This is a genomic window from Carboxylicivirga caseinilyticus (genome assembly GCF_050589785.1).
In the GTDB taxonomy this organism is placed as follows: domain Bacteria; phylum Bacteroidota; class Bacteroidia; order Bacteroidales; family Marinilabiliaceae; genus Carboxylicivirga; species Carboxylicivirga caseinilyticus.
This window is the reverse complement of sequence record NZ_JBNGOX010000021.1, coordinates 73,392-89,705: the sequence shown is the minus strand read 5'-3', so window position 1 is coordinate 89,705 and position 16,314 is coordinate 73,392. Positions and strand designations below refer to the sequence as shown.

The window sequence follows — 16,314 nt, the reverse complement described above, 5'->3', positions numbered from 1 at the left end:
GTCCCACCTCTTCCCATTCCGAACAGAGAAGTTAAGCCCTGCAGCGCCGATGGTACTGCGTAGAAGTGGGAGAGTAGGTCGCCGCCCTTTTTTAAGAAGAGTAATTACTGTAAAGTAGTTACTCTTTTTTTGTAAAAAGAAATTAGGTTTCTCTCACTGTAGAAGTGGGAGAGTAGCCACGCCACGATAGCTATCGTGGGCTATCGTGGGTCGCCCTTTTTTGGAAGAAACCCGTTGTTCAATCAGAGCAACGGGTTTTTTGCGTTTAATGGTTTTATTAAGGTTTCTTATTTGTAAGAATTCTAAATAAAGAGTATTTTCGTGGAAAAATAATTCTATGCATATAACCGGAGAGATGAAAATGGTTGATGTTGTTCAGAAGGACATTCAACTTTTAGCAGTTATTCAGCGATTAAGGATTCCCCTGGGATTTCGTGAGAAATCGGTTAAAGAAGTATGTTTGGATAGAGGTGTTGATTTGCAGTTCTTTCTTAGTCTGGCAAATGCGTTTCATGACAAGGATTATTTCAAAGTTGAGTATTTTAGAGATTTTCCTGTAACGTGGTTGATAGATTATCTGAAGAGTGCTCATAAGTGCTATATTGATTATCGTATTCCTGAAATAGAAAGACAAATAATCAATCTAGAAAAACAGGTAGATCCCAACGAAAATAATATGGAGCTTTTGCTCAATTTTTTTCGTGAATATATAAGAGAATTTACACTTCATATTCAACAGGAAGAAGCAAATGTTTTTCCTTATATAATTGAACTATCAGAGCGTGTATCAGAGATTGAACAAGGTAAATTTGATAATTTGGGAGAAGAACCATTCTCAATGCAACGATATCTGGAGGATCATAATAATATTGAAGAGAAGTTGTTCGATTTAAAGAATATCCTTCTAAAATATCTTCCTCCTCCTGTTGAAAATTGTGAATATAATAACCTTATCTATGATATCTTTCGATTAGAAAGTGATTTGCTTGATCATGCAGATATGGAAGAAGGTGTTTTGTTTCCCCGCGTTCAGGAAATGGAGAATTTACTCAATAATATTATAAAAAACCGAGGTTAGCGTTATGGTTACTGTTTTAATAGCGGATCAGTCTTTTCTGGTAACTTCGGCTTTGGCATCGTTGCTTAATCAACTAAGAGAAGTTCATCAGGTTAAGATCACTGATAATTCGAAACAATGTTTTGTATTATTAAAGGATATAGATTTTGATATTATATTTATTAATGCCTCGATCTTTAATGTTGATGAATATGATCAGTTCAAACAATTGATTAGTAAGGATACTATAATTCAATATTTATTGTATTCAGCTTTACCGGAAGATGTTTCCGGCAATCAATTTTCGATATTACAACCTAAAGCTGCTATAGTAGATAAACTACAATCAATGGTTGTTGAAGTAAAAAAGAATAAGGAAGAAGAAGATCAAACGGAAGACTTAAGCCCAAGAGAAAAGTCCATTTTAAAATGCGTGGCTTTAGGGTTGACTAATAAAGAAATAGCTGAAAAGGAGTTTATCAGTACTCATACGGTAATATCTCATCGAAAAAATATTACACGTAAATTAGGCATTAAAACCGTTTCTGGTTTGACTGTTTACGCAATTATTAATAACATTATACACATGAATGATATAAAGTAACAGGCTTTTTTATTACTCAAGTATGAAATTTGGTAAAACAGCTAATTTTTACCCTCGCTTATTTGCTTTTGGTATTGACTTGATAATTGCCATTGGAATAAGCTTATTTCCGCGAATAGGGTGGATATTTGGCCTTATTTATTTCCTTTTCAAGGATGCAATGCCTTTTACAAAAGGACAAAGTTATGGCCGTCGCTTATTTAAAATCAAATTGGTTAAGAATCCACATGATGAATCAGTGGAAAAATATCCTGAGAAGGCCTTAATTCGTAATATTATCTTTCTAATACCTATTCTTAACCTCTACGAAATACTATTGTTCCTATTCGCTGAACAACGCTTAGGTGAAAAGTGGTCTGAAACGAAAGTCATTTCTACTGTTGATCAGGAACCATAATAAAGAGGAAAATCAACATAAAAAGTAGTACCAATATTGGGTGTTGTTTCGAACCAGATTTCTCCACCACTATTTTTTACAATGTTTTTAACTATCGATAGACCTAATCCCATACCTGATGATTTAGTTGTAAAATTAGGCATGAAGATTTTGTTCTTTGTCTCATCATCCATTCCCCTGCCATTATCAGAAAAGGTTAAATGAACATTAGTACTTTTTTTCGATACAGAAATATTGATATTGCCTTTTTTGCCTTTAGGAATTGCCTGCACTGCATTTTTTAGCAGGTTGTTAAAGACACTCGTTAATTGATCATTATCTGCAAAGATAGTTAAATCCTCACCTTCGATATTAAGTTGAAAATGGATGTCCTTTTCAGTCTTTTCGAATAATGAAAGGGCACTTTCTAATTTATCTGCCACATTGACTTTTTGGCGATTGGCTTGTGGCATTTTCGCGAAATTCGAAAATTCGTTTGCAATAACATGTAATTGATCAATCTGCTCAATTAATGTTTTAGAAACCCGGTGAAGATATGATTCAAAATCCTGCTGTTCATCCCAAGCCCTAAGAAGATACTGAACACTTAGTTTCATTGGTGTGAGTGGATTCTTTATTTCATGAGCAATCTGTTTGGCCATTTCACGCCATGCTGATTCTCTTTCTGATTTGGCTAATTTCTCAGCACTTTCTGATAATTCATCAACCATCCGGTTGTATTCCTTAACCAGACTTCCGATCTCATCTTCCCCTTTGTAACCGATTTTTTTGTTTTGTTGTCCCAATTTAATCTGCGCCATTCTATCCTGAATTAAAATCAAAGGATGAGTGATTCTTCGCGAAATGACTACGGCCAGTCCAATGGCAAATAGCACAAACAATAGATATGCATTCACAACAGCAACAATCAGCGATGATATTTCAGTTTTTAACTCGTTATTACCAACAAAGTAGGGAAGATTCAAATAGGCTAATACTTTATTTTCATAATTGTAAATCGGAATATATGCCGAAGTGTAGGATAATGATCCGATGGTTTCTTCGTGAATATATTCGGTATAATTATCAACAAATAGCTTTTTATATGCATGAGGATCCATTTTTCGTCCAGTTAATCCTTTGTCATAAAGCTCAGGGCGTGAGGTTGCCAGTAAACGACCATCTAATTTATATAGGTTAATATCACTATAAAAAACATTGGAGAATTTTTGAAGCAGATATTCCAGGTAATCTTCAAGTCCTTCATCTAATTCAGGTTCATTGATGATTTTCTGTTCCATCTCTTGTAACACAGATCTAATGCGTTGCGATAGCATTAGATTATTTTTTTGTTTGAATTGATAAACAGAGTAGTAAACAGAGCTAACACCCATAATTACCAAAATCTTTACCAAGAGACTAACAAATGTTATTTGAATACGCTCCTGTATCGAGAAGGAGAATTTGTACCTGTTCTTCCTGAACTTTGTAAAAAGTAGCATGGTTGATGCCAATACAAAGAATAAGATAAAGAAGGTTGAAAAGGCCATCATTATATGAAATGTACGAACCTGATGGCGACTTAAAACGATGGTTGTGTTTTTATTTGGACTGTAAATTAAGTGAGACATCTTTTGTTCCGTCATAAATATTTTCTCACCCTCATTTGCCATGTATTTACTATTTTTTGATGGGTAGTTAAATGTTCCGCTTTGTTTAACAAGTTTTCCATCAATGTAATTGGCATATGAATAATTTCTTAGATTACTTAAGTTTATTTGTTCCTGTGCTGTTGTTAACAACTCAGGATAACCAAGACCTGAGAAGGTAGGTTTCGAATTAATTTCAAAGAACAATGTTGTTTCGTATGATGGATCATTTTCGAAGAAACACATTCGGCCAAAATAGGATACTTGTCCATTATCATTATCCAGATAATAGAAAACCTTACTATTGGGTATTAATTCACCGAAGGAATTTAATACATCCTGAAAGTAGTTGTAACAATTGGCTGTTTCATCGTTATGCTCCATAATTAAATTCAGCCCCGGCCAGCAAGGTGTTACCTGAACTTCGTAACGCTGCCAGTATCCAAGGAAATAATTCTTTTTTAAGTGATCATAGATGAGATCTTCGTTGATATGATTTTTATGAAGTAATTCCTTTAGAGTTTCATCCTTCTTCAGTTTAGATTCGATATCTGATAAATACATTTCAGCTACCGGATCTGCTTCGCGTAGTAATTGAAATGATAAATTTTCAATTAATAATTCCCTGTTTGTAGCTTCTTTTACAATGTTATAGTGATATAACTGATAAATATTGAATCCTGATATAAGAAAAACAATCAGAATAAAGGTTCCATAATTCAACTTATTTTGGATATTTCTTTTAGTAGTGAATAAGATACCTCCCAAAAAAAGGAAGAAGGCCAGACTACTGGGATGAATATCATAATGAAGAATGTTACTCAATAACCATATTATAAAGTAGCTCAAGCAACTAATCAGGAAAAAGCCAACATAGGATAAGTTCTTTTTATAAACCGACACAAGTTTCTCAAAGACAAAAGCAAAAGCTAAAAACAATTGTGCAAGAATTAATAGTTTGAATACAAATACTTCGTTAAGGTCCTCAATGTTAAAGAATATAGATGCTTGAGAAGAGTTGCGTACAAGCATATAAATCAGGTCGTTAATAAAGAGGAAATAGCTTAGAATGAAGAAGGTACTTAGAAGAATGCTTAAATAATAGGCTTTTCTATTGCTTTCCAATTGATCTAAGGCTCTCGGTTTTTTGAAATATTTGTAAAACCAATAACTCCAGTATAGAATTAATGCACCAAATACTTCAAGATTAGCCAATGATGGCAGCCACTTCGAAACAGCAAAGGTTGATGGTGAGAAAAATGTTGTGTGATAAAATGGATCGGGAATACAGTAATGTTGAAAGAGAAGGTATATTAAAAACAGGATTAAAAGAGCTGGTATAAAAAGGTAATTACTGTTTTTGTTATTGCTATATAGGTTAAAGAGTTTATCAGTGCCAACCAGAATAAGTATCAATGAAAGGATATTAATAAGAAAAATAAAAACACTGATTTTTGGTAGATTTTTATCCTTTGAATCAAAAACCAAAGAGAAAAGATAATTACCGTTTTTATCTTTTATCTGTAAATTTTCATTTTCAGATTTATCAAGTGTAATACGAGGTTCAAAATTGAGGGAGTTATGAATGGAGTAACTATTGGACAAAAATTTGTTTTGGTAGCTGTATTCCTTTTTAATCCAATTGATCGCAAGCCATACATATTCCCCCGATTGTATACTTTGTGATAAATACCAACCGTTTGCAAATTTTTTAATGTTTAACTGATCAGGTTCCGTGTAGAATCCGTTCATCGGTATTCTTGATGAAGACCATCCAATAGGAACCGAATCTCGAAATAGATAATAAATATTATCTGTATTGGATAGCGAATCCATCAATGCCCAAATTCTATTGTTATCCGATACGTCTGTTTTTGAAAGGGTAATAAGGTTTTTCTCTAGTGATTGCTGAGTCTGTAGTATTAATTTTTGAATAGACTTAACATCTTCATGTATGGAATATTTTGTATCAAAAACATTATTAGTGACTTTACCAATAGTAAAGAGTAAAACAGCAATTATAAAATAGGTGATGATTCGGGGTTTTTGTCTTGCCATATAGCTTGATATCAAACTAGATTAAAGTAAATTTTCATCATTAAACTTAAAGGTATGCAAAAACTATGCTATTTCTCTTTAAAACAGAATTATTGATGATGATAAGGTTCATTTTTTAATATAGTCATGGCCCTATAAACCTGTTCAGTGAAAAATAATCGAACCATTTGATGAGAAAAAGTCATTTGCGACATGCTAATTTTTTGATTTGCTTTTTTGTATACTTCGTCAGAGAAACCATACGGACCACCAATAACAAATACTAAACGTTTTAATCCTGATATCATTTTTTTCTCTATAAAATCGGAGAATCCAACTGAATTAAATTCTTTCCCGTTTTCATCAAGTAAAATCAGCTGATCGCCAGGTTGAAGTTGTGATAATATTTGATCTCCTTCTAATTTCTTTTGTTGGTCCTCGCTAAGATTTTTTGTATTTTTTAGATCAGGTATGGTGGTCATTTTAAATGAAATGTAGTGCTTTAATCGTTGCAGGTATTTTTCAATTCCCTGGATTAGATATTTTTCATCTGTCTTACCTATCATAACTAATTCTATTTTCATACGTATGCAGTTTTAGCCGTCGACTTGTAAAATAATACAATAAAATTGGTGGTTAATAATGCTATTTCAATACTTTTGTTGCTAAAGTTAGTGAGTGTTCGTAAAAAACAATTGGGTAATTTTGATTTTAGTTGGGAAAAAGTTAGAAAAGGCGTGATTTTTGATTGTAAGAACACAAACCAAATGTCATAATATGAAGATTCTTACTTATCTTATCCTTTCGGTTGCAGCTTTAATGGTAATGGCTGATGTTGGTGCGCAAACTAATAATGCGATTACGACAGATGTGGTTAATGCGATTCGAAAGGGCGATTCAGAATCATTATCCAAAAATTTTTACGGAAATATTGAACTTGTTTTACCAGCTAAAACAGGGGTGTATAGTAAAAATCAGGCGGAAATGGTAATGAAGGATTTCTTTAATGAATATCCTGTTGATCACTTCAATATAATTCATGAAGGCAAAAAAGAAAATGCTTCTTTTGCCATAGGTAATTACGATTCATCAAATAACCATTTTCGTTTTACATTTCTCACTAAAGTACAGAATTCGAAATTATTGATTCACCAACTTAGAATTGAGAAACAAGATGAATAATGAATTGATTGAAACTTTTATAAATCTTGCTGTTAAAGAGGATATTGGCGATGGTGATCATTCGTCACGCTCATGTATACCAGAAGAGGCAAGTGGAAGAATGAAATTGCTTGCTAAGGAAGAGGGAATTCTTGCCGGAGTTGAAATCGGAATTAGCATATTTCATAAAATTGATCCCGAGATTAAGATAGAAAAACTAATTGAAGACGGATCCTTGATTCAGCCCGGAGATATCGTATTGAATGCAGAAGGTAAAGTTTGGTCGCTTTTACAGGCGGAACGTATAGTCTTGAATGTTATGCAGCGAATGAGCGGCATAGCAACACGCACAAATGATTACGTTAAACGTCTGGAAGGAACTAAAACCCGTGTTCTGGATACCCGTAAAACCACTCCGGGAATGCGTATTTTAGAAAAAGAAGCTGTCAGGATCGGAGGTGGTGTTAACCATCGCATGGGGTTGTATGATATGGTTATGCTAAAAGATAATCATATTGATTTTGCCGGAGGTATTGAAAAAGCTGTTGAAGCAGTTCAGATTTATCTTAAAGAAAAAAATAAAAATCTTAAGATTGAGGTTGAAGTACGTAATTTTGATGAATTAAATGAAGTGCTTCGTGTTGGTGGTATACACCGTATTATGCTGGACAATTTTTCAATAGATAATACAAGAAAGGCTGTTGAATTGATTGCCGGACGTTTCGAAACAGAATCTTCAGGTGGTATAACAATGGATACACTGCGAGATTATGCAGAGTGTGGAGTGGATTATATCTCAGTAGGAGCACTGACCCATCACATTAAGAGTCTTGATTTAAGTTTAAAAGCTTATTAGTATTCAAATAGATATAATGAAAAAGGCTGCCAATTGACAGCCTTTTTCTATTTAAATCGAATATCTATGAGGCACGATTGTTTTTTCTGATTTTCTATTAACTGACGAACCAACAGGTTTTTGCTAACCTTTCTGGCCAGATTGACAAAGTCAACTTCTACAGTTAATACTTCTGTATCCTTTTTATTGTATTTTAATGTTGGAATAGGAACCTTGCCGTTACTATCACTTTCCATGGTTTCATTTATAATGTAACCACCCGAATATGTGAATTTAATTGGTAAGCCTGTAACTATTTTGTCCAATAAATTGGCAGATAGATAAGCATCACTATTGATAGCAGAACCCTTTTGGCCGATTAATTCAACTTCTGAACATTTAATAGAAAGAAGCTTTACGATTTCAAGGATACCGTTTTTGGAAGTTTCATAGAGGTCAATTTTTTCTCCATTGCATATTTTTGATGTTTCCTCGTTTAAAAATCCACTTAATGCATCAATAGCCGATCCGAAAAGTTCAATGGCTTCAACGTAGTTGTAGCTATTTTCCTGCTCGTTTGCCTGACCTATTTTTAACCATGCAAGTTCAATGGCTTTGTTTTTTCTTTCTTCTTTTAGCGTATAGAACTCTGATTTTGATAATTGGTAAAATGCATACATATTAGATTCATCTTCCCAGCTATCAACAAATTCATAACCTTCTAAAAATTCATTGGAAGTAGCGTTTATTCTACTTTGAATATATTCATATACTCCTTGATTGTTCTCAGTTTTAATGAAACTGGTTTCACTTTTAACCCGGGTGTTAATCTGTTGAGCCAGATCAGCCAATGCCTTATCTTTAGCTCTGTTTGTATAATATTGAGATCCTCCCACTTTAGGGGTAATTCCAATACCATAAAAATAGTTTTCTGAAACAGGGCGACTTTTTAGCCAACCAGGTTTAGACATTTCAATAATTTCAGCCTGCTTCTTTTTTGATTGACAGCCAGTAAATAAACCAATGATTAAAAGAAAGTATAATAATCGCATTTTGGTGTAGGGTTAGTTTTCAGGTTGATACTTGTTAATATCTTCTGTGATTTGTAAAGTACAAGCATCAAATGCTTCTTTTTTTAGATCGGAAATAGATTTAAGCTCCTTTCGATTTTTAAACAATTCGTGTAATTTGTTTACTGAATTGCCATCATCGTAAATCTTATCGGCATCAGAATCACTAGAAATTGACTTCCAATAACCTGGAACAAGGTTTTTATAATCTCCTTCAAATTGTGCATAATTTATTTCATCTGACAAATTAGCTGAGAATGAATTTGATACTCCTAATTCATCTTTGTCAATTCTGGTTAGAGAATAGTTAAGCTCCATTAAGAGGCTATTACTTTGCTTGTATTCGAAATAACGAACTTTGTCATAAATAACCTTTTTCTCTTTAAGTTGAGTAGCGGTATTAGTGACTTCCACAGTTCTTTTTAAGTAACCTTTCTTTTCAACTTTTGATAATCTGCCTTGACGTTCATTGAATTTTATCAAATTGGTTTCCAGAATACTTTTAGCTTCAAATTGGTGTCCCCATTTCTTTGCCAGCTGTATTGCCATGTCTGCATCCTTTATCTGATCCCAATTTCTAATGGATAGTATACTTTTAGAATCGATAACCTGGTAGAAAGGAGATTGAATATTCTGAATGCCATTAAAAACTGATTGCAAAAGTAAATTTGCATTTGTTTGATAACTCTTCGAATAAACCTGCATTGGTAAAATGGCAATGGTTATACGAGCATTATCTAAAGCTGCTTGTTGCAGTTCAATACTGTTCTTGTATCCTTTTGTTCCTCTGTTAACTAAATCAAAATCATGATAGGCACTTCTGAATAATTGAGTGTTATACAAGGTATTTCCGTGTCGGTAAATAGGTTCATATTTTGCAATGATCCACTGACTCTTTGCATCTTTATAATTCGAATCAATACTTAATATTTCGTTGAACAGGTTTTCCGACTGATTGAATTCTTCCAGACTTAGAGCCTGGCTGGCATTTTGATATAGTTCACTCAGGTATTTATCTTTCACCTCTTCGTAATAGGTAATTTGATCTTCCTGACCAATTAATTTAACACCAACGGCTGATATCATGTTGTAATATTTATCAGCTTCGAGATAAGCATAAACAGCATCTTTGGTGTTGCCGTTATTATATTGGGTTTTAAAAGATTTTATTTTGTCTTCATATACTAACTGACCGGTTCGTTGAAGTCCAAGTTTAGCATCAATATTGCTGTTATTGGCTGATAATGATCTATAATAAAGATTAGCCGCATCCATATATAATCCGGCGTCATCAAATTTTGTTGCTTGATTGACTAAACGTTTGCTTTTACAAGATGAAAAAGCGATGATACTTACGATTAAGATTAAAAAGTGTAATTTCCCCATGATTATTTTCTTAGATTGTCTAGTTCAACGGTAAAAAGCAAAAAGTGTTCCGTTTTTATGTGATTAAATTAGATTTCAAAATGATCAGCTGTTTTATTAGTTGAAACCTATTAATTTGAACCTATTACTAAATTTTTTAGTGCCATTGATTTGATAATGATAATAGAGTTTTAAAGCATCATCGTTATTTTTTTACCTTCTGTAGTCAGATATTCTTTCATTAAATTAGCTGTCAGGCAGGAGTGAATAGGCAGAATTGCAACAAGATCACCTACATTAATGCGATTCATCACACTATCTTCAACCGTAATAATGCCGTGTTCCTGAGAAATTTTTGTGACTGTTCCTACTACTTTATCAGTATCCCAACCATTGTTATTTAACTCAACAGCAATACCATAATAGTTTTTGTCATTTTCATCCTTTATTGTGTCTTTCGACAGGTGCACAGCTCCTCCATGAACAACTATTTCATTTCTTTCGGGATGTTTGGCAACAATAGGGCTAGCTAATGCAACTGCAATTTCATTTCGATTACATGACCCGATTTTATATTGAGTTTCATCATAAAAGACAAAATTACCCGGTCGTATTTCGTTGTAATCACCAAAATCATTTAAGACAGAGCAGGAGGGAGTATCACCAAATGAGATTTCAGCTAAAGGAAAATCAGAAGCCATAAATGTTTTTAATGCCAGTAACTGTTCGCTGGCAGATTTATTAATTGCTTCTATCTCTTTCTTGGATCTGGTATTGTAAGTATGGCCGGTATGGCATAAATAACCAATAAAAATCAGGTTTTTGCAGGTCTTAAGTGAATTTAATAATTGTTTAATTGTCACAAAATCATCTGCTTTAACACCTGTTCGACCATAACCTGTATCAACTTTAATGTATATTCCGATGGGAGAATTAATTTTTTCTTCCAGAAACTTAATTGTTTCAATAGATTCAACAACCAGATTGATATTTATTTTGGTTGCCAGCTGGTTAATGTTTTCCCATTCCAGAATGTTGGAAGGAAAGGCAATTGTAATATCTTTCCACCCATTTGCAGCGAAATATTCGGCCATTTTTACTGATGAAACTGTAATGCATTCAATATCCAATTGTTTGAACCATTCGCCAATTTCGGATGATTGATGAGTTTTGAAATGAGGACGAAAAACAATGTTGTTTTCCTGAGCCTTTCTTACCATTTTTTCTATGTTGGCAATACATTTACCCTTATCAAGTAAAAGTGTTGGACGAGTAATCATGGGGTGAAATTTTTTAACAAATATAGGTTTTACATAGGAGATGAATTACTTTTATTGTATGACAAAGTTTTATTCATTTATTAAAACAGCTATACTTAGTACTATTTACTTTTATTACCGTATTAGTAATAAGGCAAATAAGAAAGTACTTATCAAATCAGAATTGGGCGAGTACAAGTATCGGAATATTCGGGTTCCTTCCCGAATATTTACCCCTTTAACTTCATCTAAAAAACCGATGGGAAACCTTAGTGTGATGATAGGGATCTTTCAGGAAGCAGACTTTCAATACTGTTTAATTTATGATGTGTTTGTTAAATCAATTTACAGGAGAAGGCATATTGCTGAAAAATTAATCATATCGGCTATTAAATTTCTACGAAAGGAAAAATATAATTCAGTTATTGCAATAATTAGAATACATAACAAGGCATCAATTGATCTGTTTGAGAAAATGGGATTTGAAATTGTTAAGGAGGAGGATTTATTTTCTTATGAAAGAAAAGAGGTTTTACATTTTAAAGAGCCGGTTCTGGTTGCCCGGTATTCAATTACGAATGATGAGAAATGAAAAAGCCAGATAATTACTTACCTGGCTTTGTGATATGAAATTGTTGTTATTATCTAACAATCGTTTGTTCTCTGTCAGGACCAACAGATACAATTTTAATTGGCACTTCAAGTTTGGCTTCTAAATAAGCAATATAGTCTGACAATTCTTTAGGAAAATCAGCTTCAGCTTTAATACCTGTTAAGTCGGTTTTCCAACCAGGTAGTTCTTCGTAAACAACCTCTACATTTTCAGGTAATTCAAATGGAAACTCATCAGTAACAACACCATTGATTTTATATCCGGTACCAACCTTAATGGTATCGAAACCACTAAGTACGTCACCTTTCATCATAATCAACTGAGTAACTCCATTGATCATTACAGCATATTTTAAAGCAACTAAGTCAATCCAGCCACAACGACGTGGACGACCTGTTGTAGAACCAAACTCATTACCTGCTGAACGCATTTCTTCACCATCAGCATCAAAAAGTTCAGTAGGGAATGGACCACTACCGACACGAGTACAGTATGCTTTGAAAATACCGTATACTTCACCAATTTTATTAGGTGCAACACCCATACCGGTACATGCGCCAGCACAAATAGTATTCGATGATGTTACAAATGGATAAGAACCAAAATCAATGTCTAAAAGAGTACCTTGTGCTCCTTCTGCCAAGATGCTTTTACCTTCTTTGATGTATTTATTGATTTCGTGTTCACTGTCAATTAATTTACAGCTTCTCAATAACTCAATACCTTCAGCTAATCCTGCCTCAAATTCTTCAATGCTGTATTCAAAATCATACATGGTAAGCATCTTCTCATGCTTATCTTTTAATGCAGCATATTTTTCATCGAAATTATGCAATACATCACCAACTCTTAAACCGTTTCTACCGGTTTTATCCATATAAGTAGGGCCGATTCCTTTAAGGGTAGAACCAATTTTGGTTTTTCCTTTTGAAGCTTCAGAAGCTGCATCAAGAATACGGTGAGTTGGTAAAATCAGGTGAGCTTTTTTTGAGATATATAGATTATCAGTGATGTCGTAGCCTTTTTCTTTTAATGAATCAATTTCTTTTTTGAAAGTAATTGGATCCAACACTACTCCATTTCCAATGATGTTTACTTTACTGGCATGGAATATTCCTGAGGGAATATTGTGCAATACATGTTTGAAATTGTCAAACTCAAGGGTGTGACCAGCGTTTGGTCCGCCCTGGAAACGGGTAATGACATCGTATTTAGGAGTAAGTACATCAACTACTTTTCCTTTTCCTTCGTCTCCCCATTGAAGTCCAAGTAAAACATCAACCTTCATTTTTTGTGCTTTTAAGTCATTGGCCAACAGGCCTTAATTTTTAAACTACGTAGAGTTGTTGTAGGTATTCTCTTCGTTTTAAACAATAAAAAATCGGATTCCCGGTTGTCCCGAAATTCCGATGGGTAAAATTAAGGATAATCCCTTAAAAGCTATTCTTTTTTAGGTCTTATTTTTAAAATAAAATTCAGTTAATCTTTAACTTCCTTTTCAGCGCAGGATTTGCAGGTTCCGTAAACATATAATGAATGATGCGAAACTCTGAATTCGTTAAAACCGGCAGCATTATTTAGTACATTCTGGATATTAGGATCACAGAACTCAATTACTTTACCACATTTGGTGCAAATCAAATGGTCGTGTTGTTTAGATTCAAACGCTTTTTCGAATTGAGCAATGTTTTTACCAAACTGATGTTTAATAACCAATTTACAATCCAAAAGCAAATCGATAGTGTTATATAAGGTGGCACGACTTACTCTGTAATTTTTATTCTTCATAAAAATATAAAGAGATTCTATGTCAAAGTGGCCTTCACGACTATAAATCTCATCAAGTATCGCATATCTCTCGGGTGTTTTTCTGTGCCCGTTTCGCTGAAGATATTCAGTGAAAATCTGCTTTACTACATCTTTGTTTTCTACATTATTCATATGCAGTCTCAATTAAAATAGTGCTTAAAAGTATATAAAAACTAATTAAATTGAAACTCTTGTTTAGATTAAATAAAAATCATGATTTAATTCTTTCCTGGCGAGAAACGTTGTGAACACCTTTTATTTTCATGAGGTTAAGGATCAGGTTATTTAAATCCTCGGTGTTGTGGATGTATAAATAGATGCTTCCTTCAAAAATACCATCGTGACTTTCGATATTGATGGATCGCATATTTACATTCTGATCTTCGGAAATCACCTTTGTAATCTTGTTAACGATACCAATCTGGTCTATTCCTGATAAATGAATTAATGCCAGATAAGACAATATTTTATGAGATTCCCATTGTGCGGATACTATACGATCTCCCTGGCTTGACATCAGTTTAATAGCAATGGGGCATTTGCGACTATGAAGAATCAGTTTTTCATCTTCATCAACATAGGCAAGAATGTCATCTCCGGGTATTGGATTACAACATTCAGAAATAGTAAACTGGTCTTTTTCATCTGCATCAGAAAGAACAAGCTCTTTTTTCTTTGGAACCTCAACCTGTTCTTCTTCCAGGTCATCTTTACCTGAGTTTTTACCAAATGAAAGTTTCCAATAACGAATCCATTTATTGCTTGATTTGGTACTTAAAACCTTATGAAGATCATCCAGTTTAAGCGAACCTCTACCAATTTTAAAATACAGTTCGTCGCGTTTCGAAATATTATGATGATTCATAATTTTTCGAAGGATACGGGAATTGATAGTTAGTTTTTTCTTGTTAAGTGCTTTTTCCAGTATTTGCTCACCTTTAACGATCAGCTCTTTACGTTCTTCTTTGAACGCATCCTTTATACGGGCTTTGGCTCTGGCTGTAGTCACGAAATTAAGCCAGTCGTATTTAGGTTGTTGTTTTTCAGAAGTAATTATCTCAACCTGATCGCCACTTTTTAATTGATGACTTAATGGAACCAGCTTAAAATTAACCTTGGCACCAATACACTTATATCCAATGTCGGTATGTATGTCGAAAGCGAAATCGAGAGCTGTGGCTCCTGTTGGTAATACTTTTACATCACCTTTAGGAGTAAAAATCATCATTTCTGATGCAAAAAGGTTCAGTTTGAAGTCATCTAAAAACTCCATCGAATCAGATTCCTGATTTTCTAGCAGCTCTTTTACCATGTTAAGCCATCTATCCAGCTCTGATTCTTTTTCTTTTTGTGCTTTATATTTCCAATGGGCAGCAAATCCTCTTTCTGCGATTTCGTCCATTCGGGTAGTTCTGATCTGTATTTCTACCCACTTACCGTTTGGCCCCATAACGGTGCTGTGAAGAGCCTCGTATCCGTTAGCTTTTGGTGTGGAAACCCAGTCGCGTAAACGGTCTGGTTTGGGTTTATAAATGTCGGTTATCATCGAATAGATGGCCCAACATTGTGTTTTTTCAGGTAAGTGACTTTTGGGTTTGAAAATGACTCTTATGGCAAGAATATCATATATTTCTTCGAAAGGAAGATCTTTTTTCTGCATCTTACTCCAGATGGAATAGATTGATTTATGACGGCCAAATACTTCAAATTCGTAGCCTTCACCCGCAAGTCGTTGTTCAATAGGTGCTTTAAAGCTATTGATAAACTCTTCGTGCTTTTCTTCGCTTTCCTTTACTTTGGTACTTAATTCATTAAATACTTTAGGAAGTTCATATTTTAAACTAAGATCTTCTAGCTCAGATTTTATAGCATATAAACCGAGTCGATGGGCAAGAGGAGCATAAAAGTAAATTGTTTCACCGGCAATCTTAAGTCTTTTCCTTTCGGGCATAGAATTTAAGGTGCGCATATTGTGAAGACGGTCAGCAAGTTTAATCAGAATTACACGGACATCTTCAATCATAGTAAGCAATAGCTTCCTGAAATTCTCGGCCTGAAGAGATGAGCTTTGATCAAAAACCTCTTCCAACTTGGTTAGTCCTGAAACAATTGAGGCAATCTTTTCGCCAAACATATTTTGCAGGTCCTCAACTGTGTAATCAGTATCTTCAACAACATCGTGCAAAAGAGATGCAATAACACCCTTTGTTCCTAAGCCAATTTCTTCGGCAGCAATTCGAGCAACTTCGAGAGGATGAAGAATATAAGGTTCGCCTGATTTACGGCGCATTCCTTTATGAGCATGATGAGCCAGTTCAAATGCCTTAGTGACCAGTTTTCTGTTTTCTTCGGTCTGGCATTTGGGACAAGCATCAATCAATGCTTCAAATTGATCCCTGATCATTTTTTCTTCTTCCCGTTCTGTCATTCAAAAGTCTTGTTTAAAGCGAACTAAAATACTTATTTCATATCATTGAAA

Annotated in this window: 14 protein-coding genes and 1 rRNA gene; 7 read left to right on the top strand and 8 right to left on the bottom strand. The window is 34.0% G+C overall.

Going from position 1 to position 16,314, the window contains the following annotated elements; genetic code table 11:
• The 4 genes from rrf to ACRD62_RS12215 all read left to right on the top strand — a co-directional run.
• Positions 1–90, top strand: a 5S ribosomal RNA gene (rrf, locus tag ACRD62_RS12230); the annotation flags it as partial.
• A 247-nt stretch (positions 91–337) separates the two neighbouring features.
• On the top strand, positions 338–1,078 hold the full coding sequence (locus tag ACRD62_RS12225; protein ID WP_430820399.1) for a hemerythrin domain-containing protein: 741 nt from the start codon (positions 338–340) through the stop codon (positions 1,076–1,078).
• 4 nt (positions 1,079–1,082) lie between these two features.
• Positions 1,083–1,661 carry a response regulator transcription factor gene (locus ACRD62_RS12220; protein WP_430820398.1) on the top strand — a complete coding sequence of 193 codons (579 nt, stop codon included), beginning with the start codon at positions 1,083–1,085 and terminating at the stop codon, positions 1,659–1,661.
• A 22-nt stretch (positions 1,662–1,683) separates the two neighbouring features.
• Positions 1,684–2,058, top strand: a complete 375-nt coding sequence (locus ACRD62_RS12215) for an RDD family protein (RefSeq protein WP_430820397.1) — start codon at positions 1,684–1,686, stop codon at positions 2,056–2,058.
• Here ACRD62_RS12215 and ACRD62_RS12210 read toward each other — a convergent pair.
• Together ACRD62_RS12210 and rlmH are read right to left on the bottom strand one after the other, a co-directional pair.
• Positions 2,046–5,744 carry a sensor histidine kinase gene (locus ACRD62_RS12210; protein WP_430820396.1) on the bottom strand — a complete coding sequence of 1,233 codons (3,699 nt, stop codon included), beginning with the start codon at positions 5,742–5,744 and terminating at the stop codon, positions 2,046–2,048. The two genes, ACRD62_RS12215 and ACRD62_RS12210, sit on opposite strands and share 13 nt — an antisense overlap.
• Before the next feature lie 89 nt (positions 5,745–5,833).
• On the bottom strand, positions 5,834–6,307 hold the full coding sequence (rlmH, locus tag ACRD62_RS12205; RefSeq protein ID WP_430820395.1) for a 23S rRNA (pseudouridine(1915)-N(3))-methyltransferase RlmH: 474 nt from the start codon (positions 6,305–6,307) through the stop codon (positions 5,834–5,836).
• Between the two features lie 193 nt (positions 6,308–6,500).
• On the opposite strand from rlmH, the gene ACRD62_RS12200 reads away from it, so the two are divergent.
• Together ACRD62_RS12200 and nadC are read left to right on the top strand one after the other, a co-directional pair.
• On the top strand, positions 6,501–6,905 hold the full coding sequence (locus ACRD62_RS12200; RefSeq protein WP_430820394.1) for a DUF4783 domain-containing protein: 405 nt from the start codon (positions 6,501–6,503) through the stop codon (positions 6,903–6,905).
• A complete protein-coding gene (gene nadC, locus ACRD62_RS12195) occupies positions 6,898–7,740 on the top strand; it encodes a carboxylating nicotinate-nucleotide diphosphorylase (RefSeq protein ID WP_430820393.1) in 843 nt (280 codons plus the stop codon). The genes ACRD62_RS12200 and nadC overlap by 8 nt, the downstream gene beginning before the upstream one ends.
• Positions 7,741–7,787: 47 nt before the next feature.
• Here nadC and ACRD62_RS12190 read toward each other — a convergent pair whose 3' ends face one another.
• From ACRD62_RS12190 to ACRD62_RS12180, 3 genes are all read right to left on the bottom strand, one after another.
• Complete coding sequence (locus ACRD62_RS12190) at positions 7,788–8,771, bottom strand: LPP20 family lipoprotein (RefSeq protein WP_430820392.1); 984 nt, start codon at positions 8,769–8,771, stop codon at positions 7,788–7,790.
• A gap of 12 nt (positions 8,772–8,783) precedes the next feature.
• Entirely contained in the window at positions 8,784–10,175 is a 1,392-nt protein-coding gene (locus ACRD62_RS12185; RefSeq protein WP_430820391.1) for a hypothetical protein, read from the bottom strand.
• 170 nt (positions 10,176–10,345) lie between these two features.
• On the bottom strand, positions 10,346–11,434 hold the full coding sequence (locus ACRD62_RS12180; protein ID WP_430820390.1) for an alanine racemase: 1,089 nt from the start codon (positions 11,432–11,434) through the stop codon (positions 10,346–10,348).
• Between the two features lie 58 nt (positions 11,435–11,492).
• Here ACRD62_RS12180 and ACRD62_RS12175 point away from each other — a divergent pair, with 58 nt between their 5' ends.
• A complete protein-coding gene (locus ACRD62_RS12175) occupies positions 11,493–12,005 on the top strand; it encodes a GNAT family N-acetyltransferase (RefSeq protein WP_430820389.1) in 513 nt (170 codons plus the stop codon).
• A gap of 49 nt (positions 12,006–12,054) precedes the next feature.
• On the opposite strand, the gene ACRD62_RS12170 is transcribed toward ACRD62_RS12175, so the two are convergent.
• From ACRD62_RS12170 to ACRD62_RS12160, 3 genes are all read right to left on the bottom strand, one after another.
• Complete coding sequence (locus ACRD62_RS12170; RefSeq protein WP_430820388.1) at positions 12,055–13,314, bottom strand: adenylosuccinate synthase; 1,260 nt, start codon at positions 13,312–13,314, stop codon at positions 12,055–12,057.
• A gap of 191 nt (positions 13,315–13,505) precedes the next feature.
• Positions 13,506–13,967 (bottom strand): Fur family transcriptional regulator, encoded by a 462-nt coding sequence (locus ACRD62_RS12165; RefSeq protein ID WP_321412622.1) that lies wholly within the window; start codon positions 13,965–13,967, stop codon positions 13,506–13,508.
• 79 nt (positions 13,968–14,046) lie between these two features.
• On the bottom strand, positions 14,047–16,263 hold the full coding sequence (locus ACRD62_RS12160; RefSeq protein WP_430820387.1) for a RelA/SpoT family protein: 2,217 nt from the start codon (positions 16,261–16,263) through the stop codon (positions 14,047–14,049).
• Between the last annotated feature and the right edge of the window lie 51 nt (positions 16,264–16,314).